At 43.0% G+C, this 13,540-nt stretch carries 9 protein-coding genes; 3 read left to right on the top strand and 6 right to left on the bottom strand.

What is annotated here, in order from left to right:
• Positions 1-176: 176 nt before the first annotated feature.
• Positions 177-1,439, top strand: a complete 1,263-nt coding sequence (locus AC4IFT_RS03195; protein WP_490750615.1) for a hypothetical protein — start codon at positions 177-179, stop codon at positions 1,437-1,439.
• 81 nt (positions 1,440-1,520) lie between these two features.
• Here the strand turns inward: AC4IFT_RS03195 and AC4IFT_RS03200 are convergent, their stop codons facing one another.
• The 5 genes from AC4IFT_RS03200 to AC4IFT_RS03220 form a co-directional block, all read right to left on the bottom strand.
• Entirely contained in the window at positions 1,521-4,310 is a 2,790-nt protein-coding gene (locus AC4IFT_RS03200; RefSeq protein ID WP_490750616.1) for a M16 family metallopeptidase, read from the bottom strand.
• A complete protein-coding gene (locus AC4IFT_RS03205; RefSeq protein ID WP_219245651.1) occupies positions 4,300-6,006 on the bottom strand; it encodes an ABC transporter ATP-binding protein/permease in 1,707 nt (568 codons plus the stop codon). Before AC4IFT_RS03205 ends, AC4IFT_RS03200 begins: the two co-directional genes overlap by 11 nt.
• Before the next feature lie 56 nt (positions 6,007-6,062).
• On the bottom strand, positions 6,063-8,831 hold the full coding sequence (locus AC4IFT_RS03210) for a secretin and TonB N-terminal domain-containing protein (protein ID WP_273804494.1): 2,769 nt from the start codon (positions 8,829-8,831) through the stop codon (positions 6,063-6,065).
• A 117-nt stretch (positions 8,832-8,948) separates the two neighbouring features.
• On the bottom strand, positions 8,949-9,938 hold the full coding sequence (locus tag AC4IFT_RS03215) for a FecR family protein (protein ID WP_490750617.1): 990 nt from the start codon (positions 9,936-9,938) through the stop codon (positions 8,949-8,951).
• A gap of 2 nt (positions 9,939-9,940) precedes the next feature.
• Positions 9,941-10,474: an RNA polymerase sigma factor gene (locus AC4IFT_RS03220; RefSeq protein WP_273804496.1), complete on the bottom strand. Its 534-nt coding sequence runs from the start codon at positions 10,472-10,474 to the stop codon at positions 9,941-9,943.
• A 200-nt stretch (positions 10,475-10,674) separates the two neighbouring features.
• Between AC4IFT_RS03220 and AC4IFT_RS03225 the strand changes: the two genes are divergently transcribed.
• Complete coding sequence (locus AC4IFT_RS03225; protein ID WP_273839768.1) at positions 10,675-11,457, top strand: energy transducer TonB; 783 nt, start codon at positions 10,675-10,677, stop codon at positions 11,455-11,457.
• Positions 11,458-11,460: 3 nt separating this feature from the next.
• Here AC4IFT_RS03225 and AC4IFT_RS03230 read toward each other — a convergent pair whose 3' ends face one another.
• A complete protein-coding gene (locus AC4IFT_RS03230) occupies positions 11,461-12,207 on the bottom strand; it encodes an AhpA/YtjB family protein (RefSeq protein ID WP_219245656.1) in 747 nt (248 codons plus the stop codon).
• 191 nt (positions 12,208-12,398) lie between these two features.
• Between AC4IFT_RS03230 and serB the strand changes: the two genes are divergently transcribed.
• Positions 12,399-13,376 carry a phosphoserine phosphatase gene (gene serB, locus AC4IFT_RS03235; RefSeq protein WP_219245657.1) on the top strand — a complete coding sequence of 326 codons (978 nt, stop codon included), beginning with the start codon at positions 12,399-12,401 and terminating at the stop codon, positions 13,374-13,376.
• Positions 13,377-13,540 lie beyond the last annotated feature (164 nt).

Below are 13,540 nucleotides of genomic sequence, written 5' to 3' on the forward strand. Positions count from 1 at the left end.
ACATTAAAGCTATGTTCTGTCAACTCAATAAGGTGATAGAAATCAAGTAGTCACATTACATTTTACTGACAGGCTTTAAAAAGCGATAAGGGAATCGCTATCTGATATCGAAAACTAGTAAGCTTCTATATGATTTTTATGGGGAGAGTTTTAAATGAAAATATAGAGGAAAAAATATGCCAGTGTTTAAAGTATCAAATGAAAAAATACAAAAATATGCATCTCTTTCATTAGAAGATATGATAGTTAAAATAAAAAATAAACCAAAAGCTTTCGAGGGGTTTAGTTATGTAATAGTGGATAAAATCAAAAAAATAAAAAAAAATGGTGACATGGATACTATAAATAAAAATTGGCTGTTGAAAAAAGGAGCTAATGACGAGTCTATACGTAAAATAGATAAGTATTTTAATCTGGGTATGAAAGCTAGTACAAATTATTTTTCTTCACCTCCTGAACAGTCACTTCCTGCTAAAAAAATACAAACTGAGCAAAAAGAAAATATTCTTGATAAAGTCACTGAACGAAAGTCACATAGTGACGATTTATCTAATAATTCAATAAAAAAAAATACGCCAACAGAGAATGGTGCTAAAAATGATGAAGTTATAGAAAATATGAAGCATTGTGAAGGCGCGACTGTTGAACAGAAGAAGGGCGCAGTTAGTGAGAAAATAAATGATTTTATCAATGAATTATTACCGAATAAAAATAAATCAAACCAATTGAAATCAAGTGAAAAAGAACCTGAGTTTCAAAAAATTCTTGCGAGTCATACAATAGAGGAAGCGATTAAAATTAAAGTGGTCTTTAACGAGATTTCGGTTCGCTCATTAAATTTGATTGAATCTAAGATTAAGGCGAAATTTAATGAGTTAAAGTCAAGTAAAACCCCTGAACTCTTTGAAAGAGAAATGTTCAATGCACAGGAAATATTAAAAAAATACGATAATAAATTGGTTTGTGAAAAAATAAATAAGATTATTAATAAATATTTGGATGAGCATGAATTGTATATTAGAGAAAATAAAAGTCCGATAAGCCGATTTTGGTATGCTGTAAATTCTGTATTTGGATTACAAGATATTACACCGCGTAAGTTCAATGAATTTAAAATGGCAATTAGAGATGATTTTAAAAAAGAGCCCATTGAAAATATTGAAAAATATTCATCTGATTTAGTGCGAAAAATATCAAATTACACCCATGAAAATATTGCTAAAAAGATTAATGATTTCATAACTACCCATTTAATAGATAGAATAAATGAATTGAAGGGAGATGAAAAACTCAGTGATACAAGTAAAGCAGAGTTATTGGAACCTAAAGAAAATGTAACTACGGAAGAGTTATTGAAGGAAGTCAGTTTAAAGAAAATAATTTCACATGTGTTCAATCGAGTAATTAATAATATACGAAGATTCTTTGTCAGAAATTAATCATAAATTTCGTTCATATAAGAGTATGGCAAACAATAAAAAAATGAGCCCGTTGTATTTTACGGACTCATTTTACTCATACTAAGGCGTCATCATAAATACTTTGCTGTTTTGCCCTAAATATTGACGAGCCAAACGGTTTATATCTTCAACTGTGAGCTGTCGCACAATGGCTTGCTCTTGGTTTAAGCGTTGATATTGGCCATCATCTGAAGCGATTTGTGCCAGTGCTTCTGTCCAATAGCTCGCACTGTCAGTCACTTGCGAATTCTCCGTTAACCAAATATTTTTAGCCTCCGTTAACTCTTTTTCACTCACTCCTGATTGGCGAATTTGCGCAATGGTTTTTTGCGCGATAGTCGTCATTTCCTGTGCACGCTCAGGGGAGGTGGTGAAATTCAAGCGAGCAAGATAATAAGGCTGTGGTTTTTTCGCTAACATCTGCGAAAAACCGAGGGCATAAATTCCGCTGGCTTTTTCGCGTAACTCGCTGCGTAAGCGTTGGCTAACAAGGGTATCAATCAATTGCAGTGCCAGTTGATCTTGTTGCGACCAAACCGCAGGCGCCGCAAATTGAATGCTTACCATGCTTTTATCACTGCTACTGATTGGGTAGGTTTTATTGAAGCTCGCCATTTTTGGCATAATGCCTTGGTCGCGCGAGACCAACTTTTGGTCGCTATAAGGCAGTGAAGCAACCCATTTTTCCAGTAGTGGCTTAAGGTCTTTGCTGCTCATTGCCCCCGTAATCACTAACGTCATATCCGTCGTTGAGGTGAGTAACTGGCGGTTGGCTTGTTGTAATTGCTGCGCGGTGAATTGGTTCCAGCCACCTTGTGGGTTAATGACTAAAAATTCACCGTGGGTGTAGTTTTCCTGATTAATATTATCGAGGAACGTTCGCTCTACCGGGGTTTTCGATAAATTTAACGCGAAAGACTGCTTTTGTTGCTCGAGTTTTTCCCCACTAAATTGCGGTGCCGTGAGCTTTAAATTCAGCAGCTGTAATGCCGTTTCGAGGTTATCGGCAGGGGTTTTACCGCGAAAACCGTGAGTCAGTAACTCACTGTAAGGGCGAAGCGATATTTGGTTCTGTTTTGCGAGCAGCGCTAAATCACGCGCACTGTAATTGCCGTAGCCGCTGCTTTCAGGTAGTTTCAGCGCCCAGTCGGTTAAACCTGCGGTTTGTTGGGTTTCTAAGGAACGGCCGCCTGGTAATTGAAGGTTAAACTGAATATCATCCTTAAGATTTTTATCCGTTTTGACAATCACTTTGATACCATTACTCAACGTCCATTGCTCAGTTTTATCAACGGGCAATTTGGCTTGTTCAACAATAGTGCCTTTTGTCACTTCAGGCAGTTGCAAGGTAATCGCTTTTGAGCGTAAGGTAAATGGCCCCGGTGAGCTTTGACGAGCGTTGAGCCATTGGGTATTAAATGTGGATTTATCCACGGTTGAAGCATCGGTATCTGGGCCAATCAGTGCTAAGCGTGGGGAGGCCACTTGCAGGAATTTGGCCACATGTTGCTGTAACGCTTGTGGTTTTATTCCATTAATTAATTGATAACTACCATCCAATTGCTGGCGTTTATTCCACATTGGCATGTCATACTCAAGGGCGGTCGTTAGTTGCCCTGCCAGATAATCATTGCTGTAACGCTGCTCAGAGGCGGCTTGTAAGCTGAGCTTTTTCAACATCGCTTGTTTTGCGCTATCGAGCTCTTCTTGGGTCACAGGCTCAGTGGCTAACCGCTGTAATTCCGTAAACAGAATTTGCGTGGCACCAGCATAGTCATTGCCTTTCGGATGGATAATCATTAGTTGTTGTAAACGTTGGTTATCCAGCATTGCCCCTTGCTCATTGATGCTGATCGACGGCAGAACACCGTTATCCACCATCACCGTGAAGCGTTGGTTTAAAATGGCGAGCCATAAACTGTCTAATAAGTCTTCTTGCTGCCCTAAGCGGGTATTCAGTGGTGCGCTAACATCCTTTTGCAATGCGAATTGAACATAACGTGCACCTTGTTCTTTATCAAACACCCCTTGAACTAACATATTGGTGGAATTAGTAAATTGCTTCCATTGTGGGTTGTCTTCCGCCACTTTTTCAGGTTTAGGCAAGGCAAATAAACTATTGACCTGATTGCGAACTGAAGAACGATTAAAGTCACCAATTACTAACAAGGTCATGCGCTGTGGCTGGTACCATGTTTGATAGTAATTTTTTGCTTGCTCAATCGGGGCTTGGCGTACGACATCGAGGGAGCCAATTGGATTACGTTCTGCATAACGGCTGCCGTGGTAACGTAGTTTTTCAAGGCTATCATTAATGCGATAGCCCATCCCTTGGCGTAAGCGCCACTCTTCGACAATCACAGGGCGTTCTTTTTCAAATGCGTCTTGGTCGAACGTCATATTCGAGGCCCAATCCGCCATCACTTGCAAGCCAGTTTCCACTTGTTTTGGGGTTGCATCAGGTAACGACAACTTATACAGAGTGGAATTTAAACTGGTGATGGCATTGACGTGGCTACCCAGTTTCAAGCCTTGTTGTTCCAGCTGTTTAAAGCCTGTTGTTCCGGGAAAATGTTTAGTGCCTTTAAACGCCATGTGCTCAGTAAAGTGAGCGAGGCCAAGTTGCTGTTCATTTTCTTGCAATGAGCCGCTGCTCACCAATAAACGCAGTTCAACACCCGGCTGACTACGTTGTAAGAGGTAAACTTGCAGGCCGTTATCTAACTGATAATGTTGTAGGTCGCTACGCACAGGCAGTAAAGCTTGAGCATTTTGGCTGCTGGCAACATGACCTGCACAGCCGCCCAACACTAAACTGATGCAAGTAACAAAAGTGATTTTACGAAGCATATTCTGGTGTTCCTGTCATTAAAGAGTCAGTACGGGCAGACTCTGAAAGGTGAATTTTTTGTTCTGCAAATTGCGCGACAAAGCTTTGGTGGCTGACGAGGACTATCGCGCTATCGTGCAATTCCGCTTTTAACAGTGCGAGCAATTCCAATGCGCTGTTTTCATCCAGCGCTGATGTGGTTTCGTCAAGCAACAACAGTTTCGGGCGGTTTAGTAGCAGACGTGCAAACATGATGCGTTGCTGTTCACCACCAGATAGGCGGTTGTTCCAGTCTGTTTCTAAAGCGAGTTGATGATGCAGTTTTTCTAACCCCACCAAGGTCAGCGCATACTGAAAATCGTGTTGGCTAAATTGGCTGGTAGCTTGCGGGTAAGCTAATAAGTTATCTAAGCGGCTGACAGGTAAATACAAGCGTTGTGGGACCCACATGACGTGCTCTGTGCGTGAAATCGTGCCGCTAAAGAATGGCCAGTGCCCACTGAGTGTACGCAGTAAAGTCGATTTGCCAATCCCAGAGCGCCCTGAAATTAATGTCAGTTCCCCTTGTTTGGCCGTGAAATTAACATCTTCAACCAGTAGGCGGTTATCTGCCGTTGATACGCTAATTTTGGCAGTTAACGGCGCATGTTGTTCATCAACGGTGACTTGTGCTTTATTGTCGTTTTCCAATAACACCACGAAGTTATATAAACGGGAGACAGTAGCTTGCCATGCCGCAATTTCTTTATAGGCGAAAATAAACCAACCTAAAGAGGTGGCAACGCTAGTGAACGCTTGGCGTAATTGCATTAATCCACCTAACATAATTTCCCCAGCAAGGAATTTAGGCAAGGCTAATAGAACAGGCGCTAATGCAGTCACTTGTTGGTAACCCACGGTGTAAAAAGATAAATTCCGCTCACAGCGGATCAGGCGGTTCCAGTTAGTAATGATTTCACCAAAACGCCCCATTAACTCTTTTCTGTCTTGGTTTTCACCGCGCTGCCCTGCGATGGCGTCACCGTGTTGGCGGCAGTTAATGAGCGAGCTACGGTAATCTGCTTCACGGCGCTGTTTGTCCATGTGTAAACGGCGCAGTGGAAAACCAATCCACTGGGTGAGGGCTATACCAATTAGAGTGTAAATGATACAAGCCCAGAACATATAACCGGGGATAGTCCAATCACTATCCGCAAAGTTAAATGACAGGCTACCGGAGAGTGTCCATAAAATAGCTGCGAATGAAACGAGCGTTAACATTGAGTGCAGGAATGTCACGACCAAGTTGAGGGTCGATTCAATCAACAAACGGATGTCTTCGGCGATACGTTGATCGGGATTGTCGGGCTCTTGGGCGGTAAGTCTTAATAGGTAATGTTTGCTGTTAGGGGATAACCAACGGCCAAGGACTTGCTCAGTCATGCCTTTGCGCCAACGGATAATCAACATTTGTTTGAGGTAATTCCCCATCACCACTACAAAGATTAACCCGCTGACTAAGATAACAAAGTACTGCAATAAGCCATATAGTGCTTGGCCATCAAGCTTTTGCAGCGCGTTATAAAAGTCGCCATTCCACATGTTCATTTTGACGTTGAACCATACAGATGACAGCGTTAGCCCCAGCGAGGCAAAAAGCAAAATCCAGCACAAAAGGGCAGCACGCTGCCCCCAAAAAGGTTTTACTAAATAGAAAAATTGTTTCAATGTCTTCATGACGTCTTATTCATTTGTTGTTTTAATGGCTCACATTGCCGACAGGCGTACGGGTATTACAGGTCGTAATTCACTTGTAACCAGAACTGACGGCCCGGGTCGTAAGACTTCAACACGCGGTCTTCGAACATAAAGCGGTCAGCAATATTTTTATTATTCAAGATATTGTTCACCTCAACCGAGAAACCAAAGCCATGGGCAAAGTCTGGTTTCCAGCCTAGGCGGGTATCCCATGTGTATTTGCTGGCAAAGTTTTGCTTGGTGTATTTGCGTAATTGGCCCACTTCAGGGTCGCTATAATAAGAGTTGTCATAACGAACGGCTTGACTGCGAGCTCCCCACCATTGAAGGCGGTTATACCAAGTAACGTCGTATTCATCCCATACACTGGTAAGTTCGAGGTTTAACTTGATTGGAGAGTTAAAGCTGGTTGAAGGTAGTTTTGAGGCATCAATAACTTTACCGTCATACCAGACTTTATTCAGGTTCACTTTATTGGCGGGATCGAAAGAGTTGTAGCCTGCATCTTTTGGTGTATTACTTTCTGTTTGCTGCCATGTGAAAGACGCATTCATGACATGAGAAGCATCCGCCCATTCCCATGGTTGGCTATTTTTCACGGATAAAGTGACGGTATCGTGAGAGCTTCGTCCACCATTGTCATACATACGAATACTGCGTTTATCGGCATCGCGGGTGTCATACTTGGTACGAGTTCTGACTTCGTCATACCCTTCACGGTGTACGTATTGCAAGCGCCATGTAGTCGAAAGGATCTCTTGTTGCAGTGCTAAGGTGAGCTCATCGTTATAGGGGGTTTTTAGTGAATCAATACCCTCATAATCTTTTTTATTATCCCAATTGTTGTTATCAGGGTTAAGCGAACATGCGAAATCTTTGCCATAGCCCAAGCAATTTTGCATTCCATCATTTTGTGCACCGTATAATGCATAAGTGAGCATTGAGCGTCCATAATAACGGTTAGCCCCTGCTATCAATTGAGTTGCACCATCACCGAAGACATCATAAGTTCCACTTAAACGTGGAGCGATATTGGTACGGTTGACAAAATCATCGCGATCCAAACGCACCCCTGGACGCAAATTTAATTTGCCATATTGAATGCTATCATCAAGGAAGATGGCGTAATTAGTATAATCCGCTGAATATGAGCCTTTTTTAAACCGAGTGACATTGCTTAAGTAACCATCGTATAAGTCATTATTAATGATGTCACCAGTGTAGGTGTAACGGAAATAGTCTTGATCACGAACGTAGGTTCCTTTGGTGTAATTTACCTCAGCACCGAGTGTGGGTTGGTGTGTTAATCCAAGTGCATCCTCTTGGGAATTAAACCGCATCACGGTTTTTAGTCCATGAGTTTTTTGCTTGGATTCTAAGTCGCCAAGACCTCCGCTATTGCGTTCAATCATATTCCAATTCTTGTCGAATGCCCTGATCGTTAGGGAGTATTTCTGGTCATTTTTTCGATCATCTTTTAAATCTTGGGTATTCGCGGTGACTTCCAACTGCCCTAAATCAAGCTGATGTTTAAATACCGCGGTAAAACCTAAGCCATTGTGCGTTGAATCATAGCCTGAGTTACTGATTGAAGACGAAAAAAGGCGGCTATCATAGTTGGCGTAATTAGCGGACAAATCTAATGAGCTCTTATCGGATAAATCTAATGAATATTTTAAAAAGTAGTTATCCGAAGTACGGCGCTGATTTTTCTTACCCGAATCAGTGGTGATTGGCTCAACTTGGTTATTCTCTAGCACAAAGGCTTCACCCCCCGTGACTGTCATCGGAATGGTCGAACTGCGGCGTGAGGCTGAGAAAACTAACCCTGAATTTTCGCTAACACCTAATTCAAACCAGCCACCAAAGTCATTTTTATCGTAGCGATTTTGGAAACGCGCGGGGTTTGATGTGTCATTTTTAGTAGTATCAATGCCTTGGGTTGAATCGTGGAATAAGTTGTTCCAACCCGAACGTGTTAAGCGGTAATAGGCATGGGCGCTGTTTTCTCCTTGCCAGCGGCGGCTATTCACTTCAACGGTTCCCCCCGTAAACCCACCAAATTCAACAGGAATGTTGTTATCGTACACCGTCATGCTGTCAATCAGGCGGCTATCGATGTAAATCCCTTGGTCGCTGCTACTTAAGCGGGTTGAGGTTTCCCCTAAACCGCTATCGGCAGGGTCAAAGTCATTATTAAAACTGACGCCATCAAGGCGATAGGCATTTTGGTAGCTGCTCGAACCGTGGATTGAGACGCGGGAAGGTTTAATTTCCCCTTGGTTCATGGAGTTGCTATCGTTGTTGGCAAATTGTACCGCAGGGTTGGTTTTCATCAGGTCAGTAATGTTGCCATCCCCCGTATTTTTTTGGCTGATCTCTTCGGCGGTAACATACTGTGGTGCTGACATCACATCGGTTGCAGGGTGATTTTGTACCACGCCTGAGACTTGGGTTTCAGGTAAAACCAATGTGCCTTGGTTTAAATTTTGCTGACGAATAACGAAAACGCCATTTTCACTGACAAGCTCTAACCCGCTACCGATAAGTATTTTTTGTAATGCGGTTTGTGGGGAGTAGTTACCAGAAAGTGCAGGCGCACGTAAGCCATTTAGCTGGCTTTTATCGTACAGCAGTTGAATTTGGCCTTGGCGGCTAATTTCTGCAACGGAGGTTGCAAGTGATTGTTCGGGTAGTGAAAATGCCAGCTCTTGTGCAGCTGCGGATTGGCAAACTATTGCGCTACCAACTGCCACAGCAAGGGCAAGCGGCTTTAACCGGCCTTGAGTAAACTGAATAGACATGGATATCCCTTATTCTTAAGCTGCACAAAAAGTGTGCGGAAAATGGTCAGTAAAAAACTAACTACTTAAGAAGAGGGTGAAATGAGAATTATCCTCACCTGCAAATGAAAATATTTTTCATTTATTTTTTTTATTGTTGATAATCAAAATGTTATTTTTATCTTGATAGACAACTTGGACAGGTAATAGGGAAGGAAGGGCTTGAAAAAACAGATCTGGCTGGCGGATATTGATACGCCCTGAGATTTTACTGTTCGCTAATGTGGCAGGTGAAAGCTCAACATTGACGGCAGAATAGTTTTTGAGTTCAGCAAGGACTTCAGCAAGGGGTTTATCCACAAAAACTAATTCGCCAAACCGCCAGCGCGCCACATCCTGTGCATCTACGTGTTGTCGGGTAATTTTGCTGCTTGGGCTGGCACTGACCGCGCTATCGCCGGCGAGCAAAAAAACGGGGTGGGCGTTTTGTTCACTTTGGAAGCTCACAATGCCTTGGCTAACATTCACTGAAACCTGCTGCGCAGCCTTATCCACTTCAAACTCAGTACCGACAACCTGAATGCGCCGTTGGTCAGTTTGAATCACAAAAGGGCGGTAAGGGTTTGATTTTACCTTGAAATAGGCATTGCCTTCATCAAGAAATAGGTTACGCACAGGTGTCTCATAGGCAACACGGACACGGGTATGGCGGTTGAGAAATAATTGAGAACCATCGGGTAACGTGACTTCTTTTGGCGTATCTGTCGTTACCAACGTCATGTTATTCAATAACATGGATGGTAAATGGCTGTAGGGTAAAAATAAAATAGCGGCAATAAAAAATGCGGCTAATGTATTACCCAGCGGCCGCCAGAGGCGAAAAAAAGGGCGTTTTTCACTTTCCTCTTTTTTGGTACTGGCAGGGCGAGGCATTGCATCAAAATCACGCCACACTGACGCCATTGCGTCATAGGCTTTTGCATGTTCAGAGGACGCGGCAAGCCATTGTTTAAATTGCGCGGTTTCCTGTTCACTGATGCGTTGGCTGTGCATTCGGGTAAACCAAAGCGCAGCCTCTTCATCAATGCGGTCTGTATCCTCTGATTGGTGCAAAGGCTCGTGTGTCATGACTATTTATTGCCCTGATTATCAAGGTGTTTTTTACAATGTACTAATGCTGCCGCAATATGTTTTTCCACCATGCTGATTGAAATTTCCATTCGTTCAGCGATTTCACTTTGCGATAACCCATCAAAACGATATAGCAAGAATGCTTCTCGTCGACGAGGGGGCAAAGTTTCAAGGGCTTCACTTAACCGTTGAATACGTTGCTGATGTTCCAGTATTTCACTGGGATCAGCTTCGCGTTGCTCAAAACTGTGCTCATGCACGACCTCATCAATGGAGGTTTCTGATTTGGTCTGGCGTTGGTTACGCCGCCAATGGTCAATCAGCACATGATTTGCAATTTTAAACAGGTAAGCGCGGCTCTCTTTTATTGGTGTTTGTTCCTTGCGATTAAGCCATAGTGTAAACACATCCTGTGATAAATCATCAGCATCGTTGCTGTTGTCTAGCCGATTGCGGAAAAACCGTACAAGTTGGCTATAAGTTGACTGATACGCACCGCTAATTTTGCGGGCAAGAGATTTATCGATGGTCATTTTACTGGTGTCAATGTTATCAAAGTGCGCAAATAACAGGATGGGAACTTTAAATGCGCTGATGAATAATCCGCTCAGATTACTTTTTATTATAAATCAATATTTTATTTTAATTATTGTGTTTTTACTAATAATAATGAATATCATTTTTGTTTGTATTATGCCTATAATCTGCAAAAAATAAAGTCGTGAGGCAGAATATGAGCAGTATGACGGGCAAGTTAGAGCGCCCGATTTTCCGTCCACTGGGCGGTTTGGCGTTGAGTTGTCTTTTCCACGGAACACTAGCAATTATTTTTATTGGATGGTTTACGTCTTCCATCCCCAAAACGGGCGTATTACCGCCTGCAATTTCTTTGCAACTCGGGGTTTATCAGCTAGAACAGCAAGTGGAACCTGAAGTGAACCACGCGCCTAAACAGCAAGTGGCGACTCGCGAGGAAACCTTGCCAGAGGTGGTGGAAAAAGCGGAAAAACTGCCTGAAACCGCACTGGTGGATAACGGCACGTTAACGAAAGTGACGGAGAAAAAACGTCCGCCGAAGAAAAAAATTCCCCAAGAGAAAAAAGTGTTTGAAGATGCCCCTGTGACCACCCAAGAATCAGCGGTGACATCAGCGCCTGCATCAGGCAGTGAGTCCAATAGCAGTGCAAACTTTTCTAGCAATGCCTCGATGGCGGTAAGTGGTCACCAAGGGTGGCAAAGTGAAGTTCATCAGCGTATTGCAAAAACAAAGCGTTACCCACGTGCAGCGCTGCGTTTTCGTTCAACTGGAGTTTCCCAAGTGAAAGTGGTTTTAGACAGTAAAGGGGAAGTCGTGACCGCGAGTTTGTTTAATTCATCTGGCACAAAAATCCTCGACAAAGAAGCCCTTGCGACCATTTCTCGCGCGGCACCTTTTCCAGTACCGCCCGAAACCTTGTTAATTGATGGACGTGTAGAGTTTATCGCGCCAATTGTGTTTGATACGACAGCGATTTAAGCATTATTTTTCTGATTGAGACGGCTTGCTCTTTGGCGCAGGCCGCTTTGGTCGATAAGGGCGAGGTTCTTTTTTACGCCGCAGGCGAACGGGTTTTGCTCGGAGTGCAGGTTGGCTATCTGATTCATTTTCTTCGTTATTTTCTTCAGTATTAACTACTAACGGCGGCGGCTGTTTGTGACCTTTCTTTTTCTTCAATTTCAGCAAAGTATTAGCTAAAACAAAACCTATGCACAGAGCGAATAAAATAAAAATCCGTAATACATTTGTACTGTTATCCGCTTGCTGAATTTCAGCAGCCAATAATTCAGTATCAATGGTGAGGCGTAAGTAGCCTTTCGGTTCTTTCGCACCTTGAATAGGGACAACTAATTGATATTGAAAGTTTTGTAATGAAGAATTATTGTCAATGGCTAGGCGTTCTTTGACCGTTGTAGGTTCGCCAACTTGGGTGACCAGTGTGCCACTCGCGGTGTAGATACTGGCATCCAAAATATAACGGTCTTTTGCCACATTATTTAAATTGGCATTAATTCGTTCCAAATTAAAATCTTTGCTGCCGGGAACAATATAATCAGATAAGCTGAAAGCAACTTGTTCGGCTAGAACATAAGTCAATTGTTTAAATTGCTCGATTCGGCTTTGATTTTGGCTATAACCCAAATAAGAAATGCCGTGCATCAGTAAAGTTACCAGCGCAATGCAGATAACGATAATAACGGTTTTATGTAGCCTGAAGGTGCGTTTCATTGCTTTATTGGTGCTCTCGACTTATTTTGAGTATAAAGATAGCGTGATACTCAAGTAATAGGGGTTTTTATTTAGTTTTCGCGGTAAAAACGTAAGGCTATAAAGCCTTAAAGTTTAGTATAGTGGCTTCGTTCGGCTACTCGCAACTCATCATTATAAAAAAGTTATTTCGATTACAGGAGCGCATTTTCATGTCAACGAGTTTGACCTATTGTTACCTACCCGACGAGATTCAAAAATGGCCGGGTTTACCTCTCTCTTTAAGCGGGGAAGAAGTGATGCCCCTTGATTATCGTGCAGGTGACAGTGGGTGGCTGCTCTATGGTCGCGGACTAGACAAAGCGCGGATCAGTAATTTTCAACAACGTTTGGGAATTGCGATTGTGATTGTGTCTTCATGGCGTATTGATGACTACCAAGTTGTCCGCATCGCGGGCAGCATCACGCCAAGAATTAAAAAACTCGCTGATGAATGTTTATTAGACGTGGTGCCATTGGGGCAAATCCCGCGCTTACGTTCACCGGGGATCTTGTTGATGGATATGGACTCCACGGCAATTCAAATCGAATGTATTGATGAAATTGCCCGCTTAGCAGGAGTGGGTGAGCAAGTGGCAGAGGTCACTGAGCGCGCCATGCTAGGGGAGCTCGATTTCACCGAAAGCCTACGTGCTCGCGTCGCATTATTGGAAGGCGCAGATGCGGCTATCTTAGATAAAGTCTTAGAAACACTGCCATTAATGCCAGGCTTAACGAACCTTGTTCGCAAGCTACAAGCGATGAATTGGCATATTGCAATCGCCTCTGGCGGCTTTACGTTCTTCGCCGATAACCTAAAACAAAAACTCAAATTAGTTGCGGCTGTGGCTAACCAGCTTGAAGTAAAAAATGGCAAGCTAACAGGGAAGGTCAAAGGGCCGATAGTCGATGCGAAATATAAAGCGCAAACCCTTGTAAAATTAGCAGAAAAATTAGAAATCCCCATCGAGCAAACTGTGGCGATTGGCGATGGTGCCAATGACCTAAAAATGATCCGCAAAGCAGGGCTGGGAATAGCGTACCATGCGAAACCAAAAGTGTATGCGAGAGCAAAAGTGGCGATTCGTCATGCGGATCTCATGGGGGTGTTGTGTGTGCTCAGCGGGGGCTTGAAGCACGAGGAACGCTAATATTCTTCATATTTCGTGCTGTGGCGGTGTTGGCTTCACTCGGCTGCTTGGGTCACATACTTGTGTATGCTCCCCAAGACATCCTCCTTTGCCGCCTTGCCACAACACGAACTATTTTGAATATTATGAGATTAATTTAACGCTAAATAAATAGATAAAAGAGT

It is taken from the genome of Providencia sp. UF-183, assembly GCF_058246155.1.